An 18,445-nucleotide genomic window follows, 5' to 3' on the forward strand; every position below is an offset into this window, starting at 1 on the left:
CGCAATAGGCGTCACCTGAACAGGCGTCATCTGCGGCGCAACTCTCCATCGACCTCTGGTCCGCGCCAGGACCGGAGTACATGCCATCGACCATGCTCTCGGACAGGAGAACGTTCATGCCCATGACGCTCACGAAAAGGACCGGCCTCGTTCTCTCGGCGCTCGTGCTCGGCGCCGCGGCCACCACCGCTGCCCCCGCGATCGCCTCTCCCGCCTCCGCCCCTGCAGCAATTGCCGGGGACAGCGCCTGCCCTTATGACCTGGGCCACCCGAACCTCTACCCGGGCGACACCGGCAAGGCCGTCGCACACGCGCAGTGCCTGCTCAACATCTACGGCCGAGGTCTGGAGGAGGACGGCATCTTCGGCTCCGCCACCAAGACTGCGGTCAAGTGGGCCCAAGGACGATGCCACATCACCAAGGACGGCATCGTCGGCCCGAAAACGTGGAACTGCCTGCACCCGGACGTAAGCCCCAACCCGTGACCTGAACCGTTCGGGGGAGGACGGGGGACGGGGGACGGGGGACATGGGCGCGCGGGGGGCGGGCGGGGGGGGCCCCGCCCCCCGGCGGGGCGCGCGGGCGCGCGCCCGCCCCCCGGGCGCGGGGGGGCCGGGGGGGGCCCCCCGGGCGCGCATGCGTGAGCCTCCGGCGCCCGCCCCGACGGGCGGCCGCACAAGAAGTCCTGGACAACTGCCGGTCTGACCCGATCGGGCGGCACCCTCACCTTCCGTCTCACCGAGCAGCCGAACACCGGGTGGGCGACCGATCCGGCCGGCCTGCCGAGGTGACCTCCTCCTGATGTTGCTCGGTGGTTCGACACCAACGAGCTGTTCAGGAGGCCCCCATCCGTATGCGCCGGCCGGGCGGGTACGCAGGGTCGCGCTAACTCGTGATCCGCCAGCTCACGCTGCTGGACGCCGCCTTCCGTGCTTCGGGCCCGCGCAGTGCCGGTGTGTGGTCGACTGCCCGCGCGGTGACGGTGTGCGTGCCCTGGCCGATCCTCAGCGCACTCGGAGTGACGGAGCGACGGCCGATCGCCTCCTTGGCCTCGACACCGTCGACGTACCAGTGCACGCGCACGTCGGACAGACCGCTGCTCGGGAGTGCGGCGAGGCTGACGCGGAGCGTGTCGAGAGCACCCAGGGGTCGGGCGGTGGAGGTGCGGGCGGAGAGCAGCGTGGCGTGGCGATAGAAGCCCTCGATCATCGCTTCCCGGCCAGGCAGGTTGAACGTATCGATGCTCAGGCTCCGCATGATGGAGTTCTGGGTGGGCCGGTAGATGCCGTAATTGTGGTAGCCGCCGCCCTCGTACGCGCCGACCTTGCCGCCCGACGGGTCGCTCTGGCCGATCCAGCGATACCACTTGGTCCCGTAGTGCAGCATGTCGGCGGCGGTCTGCATGGTGAGGTTGGGCTCGGTGGGCTCCGGGCCCGGGTAGTCGTCTCCGCCTCCGTCTTGGTACTCGTCCCCGAGCAGGCCTATGGAGTGGCCGAGTTCATGGGCGCCTATGAGGTAGGAGCTGGGGTTGTCGGAGGACATCGTGGCGATGCCCGTGTGGCCGGCGGTGGAGGTGAGGCCGCTGTAGCCGGCGCCGCCGTACTTCGTGGAGTTCGCGATGACGAAGACGACGTCGGAGTCCGGGGCCTGCTGCGCGTAGGAGTCGACCCTCCGCTCGTCGATGCACAGCAACCGCTCCGTGCCGTCGCAGTAGAAGTAGCTGCTGACGGCGGTGTCCTTCACGACGTCCTGGGTTGGGTCGCCGGTGACTCCGGACTGGTTGGAGACGGCGTTCACGAGCCAGAAGTTGAACAGGCCGCGGTAGCTCTTGTACGGCTCGATCCGGAAGATCGCGTCCAGCGTGGCGCGTGCGTCCGCCGCGAAGTCGGTCTGCTGGCCGGCGGTGTATCCGTCGCCGATGACCACGAGGTCGAGGCGGTCGTCGGAAGCGCCGGTCTGCTGCAGCGCATTGACGCCGGTCTCGCCGGGGTTCATCACCGGGGCCGATCGGGCGTTCCTGATCCGCTCTGGGACGGTGACGGGGACCTGGCGGTGTCTGCCCTCACCGTGGGTGGTGGGGAAGTACTCGACGGTTCGGGTGTTCCCACCGGTGGCGGTGGCGGCAGCCGCGTCGGACGGGATGCCTGCGGCGCAGAGTCCGGCCAAGGCGACGGCAGTTGCGGTGATCACTGGGAGGAGGCGTCTGTGGGCGCGCACTAGGACCTCGCATTAAGTGGGGGGTTAAGTTGACTTAACTTGCCGCATAACATAGGAGGTTGGCGTCTCGCACGACAAGGGCCGGGATTCAAGTGACCCCGTGCGTAGGCCGGAACGGCGCAGGGCTTCGGCTGCCGCAAGCGAACTTCCTCTGATGGATATAGGAGTTCGTGCTATTCGTGCTCACGCAATCCCTCGTGGACGGGTTAGGCGGCGCCGCTCGGCGTCAGCAGTCGCTCGACGAGCCAGACGAGGCCGAGGACGCCGACAACGGCGGCCGCGCCGACCTGGGCCATGGCCGACCAGGCATACCGGCGCGCCAGCAAGAGCAGCGGGAACACCAGCAGAACGATCGCGAGCTGTCCCAGCTCGATGCCGAGGTTGAAGCTCAACAGCGAGACGAGCAGCCGGCCACTGAAGTCGTCGGTGAAACTCAGCGCCCCGGCGAAGCCCAGCCCGTGCAGCAGGCCGAAGCCGAACACCACGAGGACGCGGTACCGCGACTCGCCGCGCGCCATGTTCTCCACCGCGACGTACACGATGGACAGGGCGATCAGCGGTTCCACGATCTCGGCCGGAACCTCGACCCACCCCAGCACGGCCAGGGCGAGCGTCACGCTGTGCGCCAGTGTGAAACTGGTGGCGAGCAGGGCAACGCTGCGCCATCCCCGCGCGCCGAGCAGCAGGAGCACCAGGAAGAGCACGTGGTCGATGCCGAGCAGGATGTGCTCCAGTCCCATGGCTACGAAACGACCGATTGAGGACGAGAAGACCGTCTCACCGGCCCGCGACTCGCCTTGCCCGGCCTCGTCGGCGTGACTCCGGCCGACCCGCAGTTCACGATGGCCGGCGTCGAAGACGTCGCTCCCGCCAGAACCGCCGAGTTCGTAGTCGACCATGCTGGTGTGCTCGGCGCCGATGGCCGCCGTATCGGAGAACACCTCGTAGCGCACGGTGAACTCGCCGCCCCCCGAGCCCGGACAGCGATGGGTCAGGAGCAGGCGGGCGTAGAGGAACTGCTGCCGCTTGGTGATTCCCGTGTCTTCGAGCGTGGCGGCACAGCGCACGCCGTCGAGGGCGACGGTCAGTCGGTCGGCCAGGTATGACGCGATCCGAGCGTGGTGTGACTCCAGGAATGCCTCGCGCTCGGCGTCCTTCGCACCACGCGGGAGCCCGGCGAGGCCGGCGGCCTTCGTGAGCTTGTCGTAGTCGACCTCCAGTTTGTAGCGCACCAGTGACCCGTCCTGGCGGATCGTGGACGTGCCGTCCGTCGTCGGGACATGTGCCGAGGCGACCGAAGCCGTCAGCGACACAAGGACCCCTGCGAGAACCGCGCCCCCCAACATGGCCAAAAGCGCACGGATCATTCGGCCGGGGGTACGTCGAAGGCTTTGCCGCGGAGCCCAGAGCATCATGCTGAGGAACAAAGCCGTCCGCGGGCGAGGACCGCATGGCTTGCCCGTATCCCCGCCGTGACGTCGAGTTGAATTCTTGACGGCCCATGCCGCGACAGGACTAATGGGCTCCAACTGGTAGGCGGAACAGGGCAACTGACAGAACATCAGCACATCTGTTCGGCGGCGAAAAAGCGCCATCTGACGCACGCCCAACGTTCATTTCTTCACTGTGGTCGTGGCCCACAGCGGATTCATAGGTTCCACACCGCCCCCCGCACGGAGCCACAACCTTCATCTCAGAAGGGATCACGTGATGGGCACCCGCCACATCCGAAGAGCATCGACGGCAACCGCAGCAGCGGCCACCACCACGGCCGCCGTCGCGGCTCTGCTCACGAACGCCCCCACGGCCACCGCAGCCACCACCACGGTCAATCCGACCGCCGACACCTATGTGCAGGACACCACCCCGACGACGAACTACGGCACCTCGTCGGAGTTCACCGTGGACAACTCTCCGGTGCGCCAGTCCTTCCTGAAGTTCAACGTCAGCGGCCTCACCGAGGCCGTCACCAGCGCGAAGCTGCGGATCCGTGTGACCGGCAGCGGCAACAGCAGCAACGGCGGCACCTGGAAGTCGATGACCGACACCACCTGGTCGGAGACCGGCGTCACCTGGAACAACAAGCCGGCCATCGACGGCGCCACTGTCGCGTCGCTCGGCTCGGTGGCCAACAACGAGTGGGTCGAGATCGACGTGACCTCGGCGGTGACCGGTAACGGCACGTTCAGCTTCGGCGGCTCCTCCACCAGCACCAACGGCGCGTACTACGACTCCCGCGAGTCCGGCGCCGACGCACCGCAACTGGTGATCAACACCGGCACCGCCCCGTCACCCACGCCCACGCCCACGCCGCCGCCCTCGGGTGACCCGGTTCTGGTGGGCGCCGGTGACATCGCCAACTGCGGCGTCGGGGGAGACGAGGCCACCGCGAACCTGCTGGACGGCATCACCGGCACCGTCATGGCCATCGGTGACACCGCCTACCCGGACGGCACGTCCTCCGACTTCACCAACTGCTACCAGCCGTCCTGGGGCAGGCACAAAGCCCGCACCCGGCCGGCCACCGGCAACCACGAGTACCACACCGCGGGTGCGTCGGGTTACTTCAACTACTTCGGCTCGTCGGCGGGAGACCCGAACAAGGGCTACTACTCCTTCGACCTGGGCAACTGGCACGTCGTGGCGCTGAACTCCAACTGCTCGATCGTGTCCTGCTCGGCGGGCTCGGCGCAGGAGCAGTGGCTGCGCAACGACCTTTCGGCCAGCACCAAGCCGTGCACCGTCGCCTACTGGCACCACCCGCGCTACACCTCCGGCGCCAGCCACGGCCCCAACACGGAGGTACAGCCGCTGTACCAGGCGCTGTACGACAACAACGCCGAGTTGGTCGTGACCGGGCACAACCACAACTACGAGCGGTTCGCCCCGATGAACGCCACCGGAGGCCTGGACAACACCCGCGGCATCCGCCAGTTCGTCGCCGGCATGGGCGGCACCGGCCTGGGCGGCTTCGGCACCATCCAGCCCAACAGCCAGGTCCGCAACAGCAGCACCTGGGGCGTGCTGAAGCTGAGCCTGCACTCGGGCAGCTACGACTGGCAGTTCGTCCCCGAGGCGGGCAAGACCTTCACCGACAGCGGCACCAACACCTGTCACTGACCGGCACCTGAGCGACGGGTGCCCTCCCGGCCAGGGAGGGCACCCCCCGGCTGCCGCCAGAGTGCCCTGTTCCCGCCCCCCGCCCCGAAAGGTCCGCCCCCATGTATCTGTCCTCGATCGACAGGCCAGGGTCCGATGCCACGCCCAGCGCCGGCCGCTCCCGTCTGCGCGGGCTCACGGTCGTGGGCGGCAATGTGTTCGCGCTCGGCTCGGTCAGCCTGCTGACCGACGTCTCCGCCGAGATGGTCACCGCGATCCTGCCCGTGTATCTGGTGTTCGGGCTGTCCATGAGCCCACTGGCCTACGGCATGATCGACGGGATCTACACCGGAGCCACCGCACTGCTGCGGCTCGTCGGCGGATACGTCGCGGACCGGGTCCGCAAGCCCAAAGCGGTGGCGGGCATCGGCTACGCGATGTCGGCGCTGGCCAAGCTCGGGCTGCTCGCGGTCGGCCGCTCGGCCGGCACGATCGGGCTGGTCATCGCCGTCGACCGGGCCGGCAAGGGGCTCCGCACCGCGCCACGAGACGCTCTGATCACCCTTTCCGCCCCGCCGCGGGCACTGGGGCGCGCGTTCGGCGTGCACCGGACCATGGACAGCGTCGGCGCGTTCCTCGGTCCGCTCGCGGCCCTGGCCGTGCTGGCGGCCACGGGCCAGGCCATCGACGCCGTCCTCGTCACCAGCTTCTGCATCGCCGCGCTCGGCGTACTCGTCCTCGTGCTCTTCGTCCGGGACCGACACGACGAACGCCCGCCCGCCGCCGTGGTCTCCCCCCGGCAGGCCCTGGAACTACTGCGGGCCTCGCCGGTGCGCCGGCTGCTCATCGCGGCGTGTCTGCTCGGCTTCGCCGTCATCGGCGACGGCTTCGTCTACCTGCTCCTGCAGCGCCGCGAGGAGGTGTCCATCGGCAGCTTCCCCCTGCTCGCGGTCGGCACCAGCCTGGCCTACCTCCTGCTGGCGCTCCCCGTCGGGGTGCTGGCCGACCGGGTCGGCCGGGCGCCGATCGTGCTCGTCGGCTACACGGCCCTGGTCGCCGTCTACCTGCTCCTGTTCGGCCCCCTGCACGGCTGGCCACTGCTGGCACTGGTGCTGTTCCTCTACGGCTTCTTCTACGCGGCGACCGACGGCGTACTGATGGCGCTGGCGGGTCCGGTGCTGCCCGAGCACCTGCGGACCACCGGCATCGCGCTGATCCAGACCGGCCAGGCCCTCGCCTACCTCGCCTCCTCGGTCCTGTTCGGACTCGCCTGGCAACTGTGGGGCCCGGTCACCGCCGTCCGGTGCGCCGCCGCCCTCGCCGTACTGGCCGTCGTCGCCACGGCATTCCTGCTGATCAACCGATCGACCATCCCCACCGACACCGAGGTGACCGCATGAACCGGCAGTCCACGATCGACACCGAGACGCCGCAGCCGAGCCCACCGCCCGCGCCGCGCCGGTTCGGGCCCGCCGCTCGCCTCGCCACCACGGTGGCCGCCGCCCTCGCGCTCGCCGGCGTCGCGGTCGGCTACGCCCAGCTCAGGTCATCGGCCAAGGCACCCGAAGCGCCCGCCACGTCCGAAGCGGTGTCGCTGGCGCCGGGCCCGCGGCTGCTGACCCTGACGAGCACCGGGCAGGTGACCATGGTCGACCGGAACGACCCGGGCGGCACCCGCGCGGTGTCGAAGACCAAGTGCGACCGCGTCTACGCCGCCGCGGGAACCGCCGCCTGCCTCTTCGCCGACGGGGTGCTCGGCAAGGTCACGATGCGCATCCTCGACGCGGACCTCAAGGAACGCAAAGCCATCCCGGTCAGCGGCGTCCCCAACCGGGTCCGCGTGTCGGCCAGCGGCCGCATGGTGTCCTGGACCGCCTTCGTCGGCGGCGACAGCTACGCAACCCTGAACTTCGCCACTCGCACCGGAATCTACGACAGCAGGACCGGCACCCTGTTCAAGACGCTGGAGACCTTCTCCGTCATCAAGGACGGCAAGCCGTACCAGTCGCTCGACGTCAACTACTGGGGAGTGACCTTCACCGACGACGACAACACCTTCTACGCGACCATGTACACCAAGGGCCATCGCTATCTGGTCCAGGGCGACTTCGCCGCACGAAGCGTCCGCACCCTGCGCGACCGCGTCGAATGCCCCTCGCTCTCGCCCGACGGGACCAGGATCGCGTTCAAAGCACCCATCGACGGCGACTCGACCCGAGGCTGGCGGCTCTCCGTACTCGACCTGGCCACCGACCGGGTCACCCGCACCGCCGAGACCCGCAGCGTGGACGACCAAGCGGCCTGGCTGGACGACTCCACCCTGTCCTACGTCCAGCAACACGACGACGGCACCAAAGACCTCTGGTCCGTAGCCGCCGACGGCTCCGGCAAACCCAGGCTGCTGCTGCGCAACGCCCACTCCCCCGCCGCGCTCGGCTGATCACGCCAGGCGATGCCCTCGGCCGTGCGGCGTACGGTGGATATGAGGCCGGACGGGTACGGCGGTGGTGCGCTCCCGCACAGGAGGGAGAAGGCAATGCCCGAGCACAAGGTCGGCACACCGGAGGAATTCGAGGCAGCCCGCCAAGAGCTGCTCGTGGAGGAGAAGGAGCTCACCCGGCGCAGCGACGAACTCGCTCGGAAGCGGCGTGAGCTTCCCTGGACGCCGGTCGAGAAGGTCTACACCTTCGAGACCGCGGACGGCACCAAGTCGCTCGCGGGGCTCTTCGACGGGCGCTCGCAGCTGCTCGTCTACCACTTCATGTTCGGTCCGCCGTACGAGGCCGGATGCCCGGTCTGCTCGTCGATCGCGGACACCCTCGACCCCAACGCGGTCCACCTCAAGGCCCGCGACGTGACACTGATCTGCTCCTCACGGGCGCCGCTCGACAAGCTCCTCGCCTACCGGGAGCGGATGGGCTGGAGCTTCGACTGGGTCTCCACCGTGGGCGGCGACTTCCACCGCGACCTCGGCTTCCTGTACACCGAGGAGGAGCTGAGGCCGTTCCTCGACGGCGAGGTTCCGCCGACCGTCGGCCAGATGGCGCAGGCCAGCGGCACGGACGTGCTCGGGTACGTCACCGAGGGGCCGGGGCTCAGCGCCTACGCGCTCTCGGACGGCACCGTGTACCGCACCTATGTCACCACCGCGCGCGGCCTTGAGCCGGCCATGGCCTATTACGGGCTCCTCGACCGGGCGCCGCTGGGCCGTCACGAGGAGGGCGAGGACATGCACTGGCTGCGCCGCCACGACGAGTACGGCAGGACCTGAGTGGCCGTCCGGCCATGTCCGGCTCTGCTCAACCGGGACGGACGTTCTTGTTGTGGTGGAAGGCGTTGTCGGGGTCGTATTTGGCCTTGACCTCGGCGAGTCGCCGGTAGGTGTGCTCGCCGTAGGCCTCTCGTACGCGGCCGGTGTCGTCGTCGGCGTCGAGGAAGTTGACGTAGACCCCGGCGGCGCGGTGCGGTCGGAGGGCGTGGAGGAACCGCCGGGCCCATGCGCTCTCGGCTGCGGCTTGTTCGCCGGACTCGTCGGGGAGCCACACGGCGTCGATGACGATGTTGTGGGCCACATCGCGACCCGCGTAGGCGGTGGCCTCGTGGGGGACCCTGGCGACGGCGCCGCCCTGGTGGAACATCGCCGAGTACGAGCGGGGCGAACCGGCGCCGTAGGCGTGATCGGCGATGACGGTGATGGCGTCGTCGGAGAGGCCGGTGAGGTCCGTGGCCTTCCAGTAGTAGTGCCACCCGTGGAGGACGGTGTCGTCGAGGCCGCTTTGGAAGGCGATGTACGGCGTGGCCGCGAGCAGATCCACCAGTGGCGTCCTGAACCGGCGCAGGGCCCGCACGGCACGCTCGCCGTCCTCGACGGCACCGGCGTAACAGCAGGCCACGGCGATGGCCGGCCGCCAGTGCAGTGCCTCGGGGATGACCGGCAGTGGGGGGACGGTGCCGAGCCTGACGACGGTGCCGAGTTCGTCGGGTGCTTCGGCGGCGAAGTCCCGGTAGAAGCGCAGTACGTCGGTGGTGTCGTCGGCCGGCCAGAAGACGGGTCCGGCCAGGACGGTGGGGCCGACGGGGTGCAGCGCGAAACGGAACCGCGTGACGATGCCGAAGTTGCCGCCACCGCCGCGCAGCGCCCAGAACAGATCGGGGTGCTCGTCCGCGGACGCCCGGACGATGCCGCCCTCGGCGGTGACCACCTCGGCGGACAGCAGGTTGTCGACAGCGAGCCCGTAGGAGCGCATGAGGAAGCCGATGCCGCCGCCGAGGGTGAGGCCGGCGACCCCGGTGTGGCTCACGATGCCGCCGGTGGTGGCCAGACCGTGGGCCTGTGTCTCGTGGTCGACGTCGCCCCACAGGGCACCGCCCTGTACCAGGGCCGTGCGGTCGGCGGGGTCGACCCGTACGGACCGCATCGCCGAGAGGTCGATGACGATCCCGTCGTCACACACCGCGGTGCCGGCCACGTTGTGGCCCCCGCCCCGTACGGCGATCTCCAGGTCGTGGTCGCGGGCGAAGCGTACGGCGGCGGCCGCGTCGGCGGTCCGGCGGCATCGGGCGATCAGCCGGGGGTGCCGGTCGACGGCGCCGTTCCACACCCGTCGGGCGGTGTCATAGTCGGCATGGTCAACGGTGATCAGCCGGCCCCGGAACCCGTCGATCTCCATGGCGGTCGCCTCCTCGCTCGGGAAGTGCCGACGTGCTCGGTGGTCGGCGTCAGCCGGTGGTGTCCGACTTCCATCGCACCGCTGAAGACAGTGGCTGTGAAGTCAAGAATCTGTACTTCGCCGCCGGAGGGAGGAGTGGGACACTGGCGTCGTGCGGAGCTACGGCCAGTACTGCCCGATCGCCCGCGGCGCCGAGATCTTCGCCGAGCGCTGGACGCCGTTGATCATCCGCAATCTGTACCTGGGCTGCGGAAGCTTCGGTGAGATCCTGGAGGGCGCCCCCGGGCTCTCCCGCACCCTGCTCTCGCAGCGGCTCAAGCAGCTCGAACGGCTCGGCATCGTCAGGTCGGAGCCCAAGCCGGACGGGCGCGGAAGCCACTACGAGCTCACGTCCGCGGGGCACGACCTGTTCAAGGTATGCGTGTCACTCGGCGAGTGGGGTGCGGCCTGGCTGGAGATCGCCCCCGAGCACCTCGATCCCTTCGTGGCGCTGTGGTCGATGTGCAACATGCTCCGCCGGGACCAGCTCCCGCAGCGGCGCGTCGTCGTCCGCTTCGACTTCACCGGCCGCCCGCGCCCCGAGCGCTACTGGCTGCTGATCGAGCACGGCGACACCGAGATCTGCAAGACGTACCCCGGGCTCGACGAGGACCTCTACGTCACGGCGGAAGCCGAAGCCTTCGTCAAATGGCACGCCGGCCGGCAGACCTGGGCCGAAGCCGTCCGCGACCGCCGTATCGAACTGCACGGCCCGTCCTGGCTCGTACGGGCGTTTCCCACCTGGAACGCGCGCAGCGCCTTCGCGCACATCAAGCCGGCCTCCCGAACCGCGGCGGGTTCGGCAACCTGACCTCGTCGTTCTGTTCGCGGCACCCACCTGGCCGTCCATTTCACTTGCTAAGCGTTCAGCCAGTCTCCTAGGGTGAGCTCCTCCGACGTTGGAGGTCGCCATGTCTCAGCCCCACGAAGCCGTCCACCAGGCCCGTCCACGGCTGCTGCCGCTCCCGGAAGAGCGATGGGACGCACGGACCCGGAATCTGTTGGCCACCGCGGCCGTCGACCCCGGTGGCCGGATCCCGAACATCTTCACCACGCTCGTGCGCCATCCCGATCTCTATGAGCAGTTCATGCCTTTCGGAGGCCAGTTGCTCCGCAGGGGCCGACTGCCGGAGCGGCTCCGCGAGCTGCTGATCCTGCGCACCGCCTGGAATACCGGCGCCCTGTACGAGTGGGGACGGCACCTTCCCCTGGCCAAGGCCGCGGGCCTCACGGATGCGGAGATCGACCGCATCGCCGAGGGGCCGGACGCACCCGGCTGGGCGGACCTCCAGAGGCACCTGATCCGGGCGGCGGACGAGCTGCACCGCGTCGCACGGATGTCCGCGGCCACCTGGGAGGCTCTGGCGGAGCACTTCGGCGAGGCCGAACTCATCGAGATCGCGATGCTGGTGGGGCAGTACCACATGGTGGCCTTCTTCCTGAACTCCGCCGGTGTGGAACTGGACCCCGGTTTCGACGGCACCGGCTTTCCGGAGGGGGACCGGACCCATGGGTGAGGTGCGCCAGGAGCAACCGGCCCGTCACCTGACCGGCCGCAGAGTACTGGTGGTCGGCGCGGGCACCCGCCCCGACGACGACCCACGCGCACCGGTCGGCAACGGCCGGGCCATCGCCGTTCTCGCCGCCCGGGAGGGCGCCGACGTGGCCTGCGCCGACGTGGCCGCACCGGCTGCGGCCGCGACCGCCGAACTCGTCGGCCGCGAGGGCAGGTTGGGCGTCCCCGTGGTGGGTGACGCCACGCAGGCCGAGCAGTCGGCCGCCCTGGTCGCCGAGGCGGTTCACGGGCTCGGCGGGCTGGATGCGCTCGTGGTCAACGTGGGCGTGGGTCTCGGCACCGGGCTGGAGGGCTCGTCGCCGGAAGACTGGGACCAGGTGCTCTCCCTGAATCTGCGCGCCCCCTTTCTGGCCGCCAAGCACGCTCTTCCGGTGTTGGCCGACGGAGCCGCCGTCGTCTTCATCGGGTCCGTCGCGGGACTGCGCGCCGCGACGAACTCGCCGGCCTACGACAGTTCCAAGGCCGGCCTGTTCGGACTCACCCGCCATGTCGCCAAGGAAGGAGGGGCCCGCCGGATCCGCGCCAACCTGGTCGTGCCCGGCCTGATCGACACACCCATGGGACGGCAGGCCTCGGCCGGGCGGGCGTCCCGGACGGCCTCGTTCGAGCGGATTCCCCTGGGCCGCCAGGGCACCGCATGGGAGGTCGCGGAGGCCGTCACGTTCCTGCTCTCCGACCGCGCTTCCTACATCACGGGCCAGAGCCTGGTGGTGGACGGCGGACTCAACGCCGTATGACACACGGCATCCCGGGCCCCTTCGCCCATGGCCGAAAGGGCCCGGCGAGTCCGCGGGCTGCCGAAAGGCTCAGTCGTCGCCCCGCGTCGAGGCGAGCCCCAGGACCAGCATCTCGTGGGCGGCGCGTGCGATGTCCGCCAGGCGGGTGCGGGCGGAGTCCAGTTGATACTGCAGGAGCACGCCACGAGCGATGCTCTCCACCAGGAACGCCTGCGCGACCGTGTCCAGGTCCGGGCGGATGCTTCCGTCCGCGATCCCCCGGCGAATGTCCTCCTCGACGCCGGTCCGCACGAGGCTGAGATGCTCGGCCATCAGCCCCTTGATCCCGTCGGCACTGCCGACCGCCTCGACGAGGAGCACCAGCAACGCGCGCGCCCGTAGGCCCGGTCCGGGCTCGGCCAGCCGGGCGAAGAACTGGTCGAGCTTGGCCAGTACGGCTTCGAGCCCGCTCATCCGCGCATATCCGGGCCGCGCCCGCAGTACGTCGACGAACGTCTCGCGAATATCGGCGACCACCGCTTCCACGAGCCCCGCTTTGGAGGTGAAGTGGTAGTTGACCATGCCTCGGCTGACTCCGGCACGCTCGCCGACCTTCTTCACCGTCAGCCCGAGGTAGCCGTCCTCGGCGAGAATCTCCACCGCCGCGTTCAAGAGCCTGCGCCGGGAGGCCTCTCGCTGCTCGTCACGCTTGGTCGTGGGGCGTCCGGCCGCCGCGGTTGGTTCGCTCATCGGACCAGCAGTATGCCATCGACCGTACGGCTCCCCGGCCCGCCTTCCCCGGGGTGACCTGCCAACACCGCCGAGGGGACGTGCGCGTCGGCCTGTCGTCGTGGCCAACGCCCATGGCACTCAAGGGGATTCCACTCCCCAGGGCCACACCATTCCCATTCGGCCATTCCTCATCCGTCCGTGGACACGGGGCAGCCTGAATGGAACGCTCGCTCCAGACCGCGGGCGGTACCCAGAAGGCGCGCCCCCGGCCGCGCCGACGCCGTTCCCCGTACGAGCCGCGCATCACCCACCAGCACGAAGTCCTCGCAGCAGCCGAGTACTGGTACGTCCAGATTCCTCGCCGAGAGGGGTTCACCCCATGAAGTCCATAGCCGTGACGGCCGCGACCGCCGTCGTCCTCCTTGCCACCGCGGCGCATCCCGTCGCCCATGCCGCCGCTCCCCCGGCCGCCGACCCCGCGGAGTTCACGGTCGACACCACGTCCGACGCGGTCGACGCCGACGCGTCGGACGGCCGGTGTCTCACCACCTCGGGCGCGTGCAGCCTGCGTGCCGCGGTGATGGCCGCCAACGCCCGGCCGGGCAGTACGATCACGCTGCCTCCCGGCCACTACCGGCTGACGATCCCGCCGGACCCGCGGCTGATCATCGGCGACAACCCCGACCCCACCACGGGCGACCTCAACGTCGCCGCCCCCATCACGATCAAAGGCTCCGGCGCACGGACCACTGTCATCGACGCCAACCACCTGGACCGGGCCTTCCGCATGCAGGCGGACTCCCGGCTGTCCGATCTGACGATCACCGGTGGAGTCACCGCGCAACGCGAGCTGCCCATCACCGACACCGGTGGTGGCGCGATCGCCAACGGACATCACATGACGCTGCGACGGGTCACCGTGAGCGGGAACTCCGCCGGTTACGGCGGCGGCATCTTCAACGTCCCGGACTCCCACCTCGATCTGATCGACAGCACCGTCAGCGGCAACGTCGCGGGAGAGGCCGGAGGGATCAGGTTCGACAACACCGGCACCGTGACCAACTCGACGATCGCGGACAACCGGGTGACGAACCCCGGCGACCGCCCCGGCAGCCTCGCCGGTTACGGCGGAGGCATCGACATCCGCGGGAGAGGACCGGTGGAGATCCTCAACTCCACCATCACCGGGAACCGTTCCAGCGACGGCGGGGGCGGGATCAACATCGCCCCGGCCTACCTCGACAGCCTGCCCTCACCGATCCCCGACATCATCGATCTGCCCCTGGGGCGCATGACGCTGCGCAACTCCATCATCGCGGGCAACACCGTCGGCGGCGCGCCCGCCGACTGCAAGAAGGCCTTCGCCACCATCGCGTCGCAGGGCAACAACATCGACGGCGACGGAAGTTGCCGACTCAACGGGGCCGGCGATCTGCCCAGCCGTCCCCCGCTGATCGGACCGCTCGCGAACAACGGCGGCCCCACGGACACCGTGGCGCTGCTGCCCGGCAGCCCCGCCCTGGACGCGGCCGGCGACTGCCCGGCCACCGACCAGCGCGGCGTCACGCGCCCCAAGGGCACCGCCTGCGACATCGGCGCCTACGAGCTGATGCCATGACCCTCACCCCGGCCCCCACACACCGGCACCTGGAGCGATGGATGAGAGCCCGCTGCCTGGGCCCCACTTTGGCCCGCACCACAACCGTCCTGGCGGCCCTGCTCCTGTCGCTGACCGTTCCCGCGCCCACTGCCCTCGCCGGCTCCGGCCCCGACTCCCTGGTCGTGCAGACCGACCGGGGCCGGGTGCGGGGCGCGGCCGTCCGCGACGGCGGGCGAGTCTTCCACGGGATCCCGTTCGCCGCCCCGCCCACCGGTGAGCTGCGCTGGCGTCCGCCGCGACCCGCGGCGCGGTGGTCCGGCGCAAGGGATGCGACCGCACCGGCCCACCCCTGCCCCCAGTTACCGCTGACGCTGCTCCCCGACGGCGGCCCCGTCCTGCCCGGCGAGTCCAACCGCACCGGCAGCACGGTGGAGGACTGTCTGTACCTCAACGTCCGGACACCCGCCCGCACCGGCGGCCGGCCCCTCCCGGTGCTGGTGTGGCTGCACGGCGGCGGCAACGCGTACGGCGCGGGAAGTGACTACGACGCCGCCGCGCTGGCCGCGCGGGGCGTGGTCGTGGTGACGGTCAACTACCGCCTCGGAGCGCTGGGGTTCATGGCCCACCCCGCCCTGTCGTCCGAGAGCGCGGACCACGCCTCCGGCGACTACGGCCTGATGGACCAGCAGGCCGCGCTGCACTGGGTACAGCGCAACATCGGCGCCTTCGGAGGGGACCGGCACCGGGTGACGCTCGGCGGCCAGTCCGCCGGATCCGCGGACACCTGCCTCCACATCGCCTCGCCGACCGCGAAAGGCCTGTTCCACCGGGCCATCCAGCAGAGCGGATCCTGCACCGCGGGCGGTGGTCTGACGCCCCTTCCGCTCGACGCGGCCGAGCGGAAGGGAAGCGACTTCGCGACCTCGGTCGGCTGCACCGACCCGACGACCGCGGCGAGCTGCCTGCGTGCCGTCCCCGCCACCGACCTCATCCGCACCGGCGGGACCGGGACGGCCTCCCTGTGGACCCCGAACACCGGTCCCCGTGTCCTCCCCCGCCCTCCGCACACGGCGTGGGCGGAGGGACGCGTGAACGCCGTCCCGACGCTGAGCGGCAACACCCATGACGAATACCGCTACTTCACCGCGCTCTACGTGGACCTGCTCGGCGGCGGCCCCCTGACCCCCGCCTCGTACGCCGCCCTCATCAGACTCCAGTACGGCGACCGCGCGGCCGCTGTCCTGGACGCCTACCCCGCCTCGGCGTATCCGTCCGCCAACCTGGCCTACTCCGCCGTCAGCACCGACCAGCGGTTCGCCTGCCCTGCACGGGCCGACAGCCGGCTGTACGGCAGCCGGGTGCCCGTGTACGCCTATGAGTTCCACGACGCCCAGGCACCGCCGTTCATCCCGGCACCGCACACGCCGCAGGGCGCCTTCCACGCCTCCGAGCTGGCCTATCTCTTCCCCATGAGCACGCTGGCGCCTCTGACGCCCGCCCAGCGGCGGCTGTCCGCCACGATGACCGCCTACTGGGCCCGCTTCATGGCCACCGGCGACCCCAACGTGCCCGGGACTCCGCCCTGGCCGCGTTACACCGCCGCCGGGGACCGCATCCAGGTGCTGGCACCGGACCGGGTCGGACCCACCACCGGGTTCGCGGCCGACCACCACTGCCCGTTCTGGCAGCCCGCCCCGGATTCCCGAGGAGCCATGCGATGACATCGGGCGGCGGCGACTGTGTCGTCATTCCCCGGTCGTGACGGGGCCGGAAGGGGCGTCCTCGCCAGGGACGCCCCGCACCGGAACGCCGTGGTGGGCCGCCAGCGCCAGCAACGCCACGCGCAGCGGTCCGGTCTCCAGGACGGAATCCGGCTCGAACCAACGGGCCACGGCGGTTCCGCTCGCCATCCTCAGCGTGAAGCGCGCCAACTCTTCCGCCACCTCGGGGCGGTCACGCAATGCGAAGACGGAGCTCACCGAATCCCGGGCCCAGGCCAGCAGCGCGTCGCGGTAGTGATGTACCTCGGCCGTGGCCGCCGCACTGGCGTCCTGCTGCACCATGCCCAGCCCCAACAGCAGCTTCACACCTCGCGGGTGGCACTGGAACGCCTCCTCGACCTTCGCGAGAAAGGTGTCCAGACGCCGCGTGACGTCGGCGCCCGGCACCTCGGCCGGGGGCAGGGCCGCCAGCAGCGCGGTCCTGGCGCGCTCCAGGACCGCGACGTAGATCCCGTCCTTGCTGCGGAAGTGCCAGTAGATGGAGCTGACCGGCAGACCGCACGCGCTGGAGATCATCGAGATGGACGTCGCCGCGTAGCCGTGCCGCGACATCAGGTCGCCGGCGGTGTCGAGTATCGCGTCACGGGACCGCGCGCCGCGGTCCAGGGCCGGTGCCTCCGTCATACCGCCGACTCTATGGGACGTGAGGCCGAGCCGGTGGGGTCTACACACGTCCGTCGACGGGGCGGGGGCGGTTCCAGGGGACTGGGCATCGACCGGAACCGCCCCCGCCGGCTCACTTGGTCGGCGGACCGAACTCCTTGCGGGTGTCCACCGGCTTGCCGAACAGCTGCCACCGCTCACCCTTGAACCGCATGAGCTGCATCGTTTCGAGCGGGAAGGCGTCGTCGGACCCGGTGGAGAGGGTGACACCGGGCAGCAGCATGTCCACCTTCACGTCCTTCAGGCTGCGCACCGCGTCCCGCAGCCCTTCCCTGGTCGGGCACTTCATCGCGTCCAGGGCCTTGTGCAGGCTGGAGGCGACGGCCCAGCCGTAGGCGTTGAACTGGTTGGCCGGGTCGGAGTCGGGCGCGTACTTGTGCAGCGCGTCCTTGTACGTCTTCATCTCGGCGTCGTCGGCCCACTGCGGGTCGGCGGGGTCCTTGAAGTAGGTCGCCGAGACCAGGCCCTGGACGTTCTTGAATCCGACGGGCTTGAGCACGGCGGTGGACGCGGACACGGCGTTGACGATGTGCAGCGGGTTCCACTTGGTGTTCTTGGCGTCGGCCGCGAGGGCCTGGCTGCCGAACTTCGGCGTGGTGATGTCGAGCAGCACATCCGCCTTGGACCTGGCGAGACTTGTCATCTGCGCCGAGACGGAGGGGTCCGTGACCTCGTAGCTCTCCTCGGCCGCCACCTTGATGCCGCTGCCGGCGACGGCCGCTTTGAATCCCCCGAGCAGGTCCTTGCCGAAGTCGTCGTTCTGGTACAGGACGGCGACCTTGGCCTTCGGCTTCTCCTCCTTGAGGTATTTCGCGTAGATCCGTGCCTCGGCAACGTAGTTGGGCTGCCAGCCGGTGGTCCACGGGTGCTTGTCGTCCGTGCCCCAGACGGAGGCGCCCGTGGCGACGAAGGGCTGAGGCACCTTCCGCTTGTTGAGGTAGTCCCACACGGCTGCCGTGGACGGGGTGCCCAGGGTCTGGAAGACGGCGAAGACCTTCTCCTGCTCGACGAGTCTGCGGGCCTCCTCGACCGCCTTGGGCGGCTGGTAGCCGTCGTCGCGGACGACGAACTCCACCTTGCGGCCGTCGATTCCGCCCTTGCCGTTGACGTGCTTGAAGTAGGTGCTCACGCCGTCGCTGATCGTGCCGTACGCGGAGGCCGGTCCGGAGAGCGGGTAGATTCCACCCAGCTTGATGGTCTTGTCGGTGATGCCGGTGGTCTGCTGGCCACGGCACGCGCCGTCGGCGGCGGCGTCCTTGTCGTCCTGCCCACGCTGGCTGTTGCAGGCGGTGGCGAGGAGCAGGGCGGCGGACGCGGCCGCGGCCGCCCGCAGAGCGGTCGTCTTGCGCATG

At 70.1% G+C, this 18,445-nt stretch carries 16 protein-coding genes; 10 read left to right on the forward strand and 6 right to left on the reverse strand.

Translation table 11 applies throughout. The annotated features are described in order from the left end of the window. Positions 1 to 116: 116 nt before the first annotated feature. Complete coding sequence (locus tag ACFWYS_RS15400) at positions 117 to 485, forward strand: peptidoglycan-binding protein (RefSeq protein WP_384767857.1); 369 nt, start codon at positions 117 to 119, stop codon at positions 483 to 485. Positions 486 to 885: 400 nt separating this feature from the next. Here ACFWYS_RS15400 and ACFWYS_RS15405 read toward each other — a convergent pair whose 3' ends face one another. Both ACFWYS_RS15405 and ACFWYS_RS15410 read right to left on the reverse strand, forming a co-directional pair. Then, entirely contained in the window at positions 886 to 2,190 is a 1,305-nt protein-coding gene (locus tag ACFWYS_RS15405; RefSeq protein WP_384767861.1) for a M64 family metallopeptidase, read from the reverse strand. Positions 2,191 to 2,423: 233 nt separating this feature from the next. Beyond that, positions 2,424 to 3,530 (reverse strand): HupE/UreJ family protein, encoded by a 1,107-nt coding sequence (locus ACFWYS_RS15410; protein ID WP_384767864.1) that lies wholly within the window; start codon positions 3,528 to 3,530, stop codon positions 2,424 to 2,426. 397 nt (positions 3,531 to 3,927) lie between these two features. Between ACFWYS_RS15410 and ACFWYS_RS15415 the strand changes: the two genes are divergently transcribed. The 4 genes from ACFWYS_RS15415 to ACFWYS_RS15430 all read left to right on the forward strand — a co-directional run bounded on the left by ACFWYS_RS15415 (position 3,928) and on the right by ACFWYS_RS15430 (position 8,587). Beyond that, positions 3,928 to 5,337 carry a DNRLRE domain-containing protein gene (locus ACFWYS_RS15415; RefSeq protein WP_384767867.1) on the forward strand — a complete coding sequence of 470 codons (1,410 nt, stop codon included), beginning with the start codon at positions 3,928 to 3,930 and terminating at the stop codon, positions 5,335 to 5,337. Positions 5,338 to 5,438: 101 nt separating this feature from the next. After that, entirely contained in the window at positions 5,439 to 6,716 is a 1,278-nt protein-coding gene (locus ACFWYS_RS15420; protein WP_384767870.1) for an MFS transporter, read from the forward strand. Continuing rightward, positions 6,713 to 7,756: a TolB family protein gene (locus ACFWYS_RS15425; RefSeq protein WP_384767873.1), complete on the forward strand. Its 1,044-nt coding sequence runs from the start codon at positions 6,713 to 6,715 to the stop codon at positions 7,754 to 7,756. The genes ACFWYS_RS15420 and ACFWYS_RS15425 overlap by 4 nt, the downstream gene beginning before the upstream one ends. A gap of 96 nt (positions 7,757 to 7,852) precedes the next feature. Continuing rightward, positions 7,853 to 8,587, forward strand: a complete 735-nt coding sequence (locus ACFWYS_RS15430; protein ID WP_384767876.1) for a DUF899 domain-containing protein — start codon at positions 7,853 to 7,855, stop codon at positions 8,585 to 8,587. Between the two features lie 28 nt (positions 8,588 to 8,615). Here the strand turns inward: ACFWYS_RS15430 and ACFWYS_RS15435 are convergent, their stop codons facing one another. Then, positions 8,616 to 9,986 carry an FAD-binding oxidoreductase gene (locus ACFWYS_RS15435; RefSeq protein ID WP_384767879.1) on the reverse strand — a complete coding sequence of 457 codons (1,371 nt, stop codon included), beginning with the start codon at positions 9,984 to 9,986 and terminating at the stop codon, positions 8,616 to 8,618. A 151-nt stretch (positions 9,987 to 10,137) separates the two neighbouring features. Between ACFWYS_RS15435 and ACFWYS_RS15440 the strand changes: the two genes are divergently transcribed. The 3 genes from ACFWYS_RS15440 (at position 10,138) to ACFWYS_RS15450 (ending at position 12,338) form a co-directional block, all read left to right on the forward strand. Then, the gene (locus tag ACFWYS_RS15440; protein WP_384767882.1) at positions 10,138 to 10,836 is read left to right on the forward strand and encodes a winged helix-turn-helix transcriptional regulator; all 699 of its coding nucleotides are present in this window, start codon (positions 10,138 to 10,140) and stop codon (positions 10,834 to 10,836) included. A 100-nt stretch (positions 10,837 to 10,936) separates the two neighbouring features. After that, the gene (locus ACFWYS_RS15445) at positions 10,937 to 11,542 is read left to right on the forward strand and encodes a carboxymuconolactone decarboxylase family protein (protein ID WP_384767885.1); all 606 of its coding nucleotides are present in this window, start codon (positions 10,937 to 10,939) and stop codon (positions 11,540 to 11,542) included. Continuing rightward, on the forward strand, positions 11,535 to 12,338 hold the full coding sequence (locus ACFWYS_RS15450) for an SDR family NAD(P)-dependent oxidoreductase (protein WP_384767888.1): 804 nt from the start codon (positions 11,535 to 11,537) through the stop codon (positions 12,336 to 12,338). Before ACFWYS_RS15445 ends, ACFWYS_RS15450 begins: the two co-directional genes overlap by 8 nt. A gap of 69 nt (positions 12,339 to 12,407) precedes the next feature. Here the strand turns inward: ACFWYS_RS15450 and ACFWYS_RS15455 are convergent, their stop codons facing one another. Continuing rightward, complete coding sequence (locus ACFWYS_RS15455) at positions 12,408 to 13,067, reverse strand: TetR/AcrR family transcriptional regulator (protein ID WP_384767890.1); 660 nt, start codon at positions 13,065 to 13,067, stop codon at positions 12,408 to 12,410. Between the two features lie 361 nt (positions 13,068 to 13,428). On the opposite strand from ACFWYS_RS15455, the gene ACFWYS_RS15460 reads away from it, so the two are divergent. Together ACFWYS_RS15460 and ACFWYS_RS15465 are read left to right on the forward strand one after the other, a co-directional pair. Beyond that, entirely contained in the window at positions 13,429 to 14,667 is a 1,239-nt protein-coding gene (locus ACFWYS_RS15460; protein WP_384767893.1) for a choice-of-anchor Q domain-containing protein, read from the forward strand. Positions 14,668 to 14,708: 41 nt separating this feature from the next. Further along, positions 14,709 to 16,370, forward strand: a complete 1,662-nt coding sequence (locus tag ACFWYS_RS15465; RefSeq protein ID WP_384767896.1) for a carboxylesterase/lipase family protein — start codon at positions 14,709 to 14,711, stop codon at positions 16,368 to 16,370. Between the two features lie 24 nt (positions 16,371 to 16,394). Here the strand turns inward: ACFWYS_RS15465 and ACFWYS_RS15470 are convergent, their stop codons facing one another. Both ACFWYS_RS15470 and ACFWYS_RS15475 read right to left on the reverse strand, forming a co-directional pair. Further along, on the reverse strand, positions 16,395 to 17,054 hold the full coding sequence (locus ACFWYS_RS15470; RefSeq protein WP_384767899.1) for a TetR/AcrR family transcriptional regulator: 660 nt from the start codon (positions 17,052 to 17,054) through the stop codon (positions 16,395 to 16,397). A gap of 112 nt (positions 17,055 to 17,166) precedes the next feature. Further along, the gene (locus ACFWYS_RS15475; RefSeq protein ID WP_384767902.1) at positions 17,167 to 18,444 is read right to left on the reverse strand and encodes an ABC transporter substrate-binding protein; all 1,278 of its coding nucleotides are present in this window, start codon (positions 18,442 to 18,444) and stop codon (positions 17,167 to 17,169) included. Position 18,445 lies beyond the last annotated feature (1 nt).

The organism is Streptomyces sp. NPDC059010 (assembly GCF_042740355.1).
Taxonomy (GTDB): Bacteria; Actinomycetota; Actinomycetes; order Streptomycetales; family Streptomycetaceae; genus Streptomyces.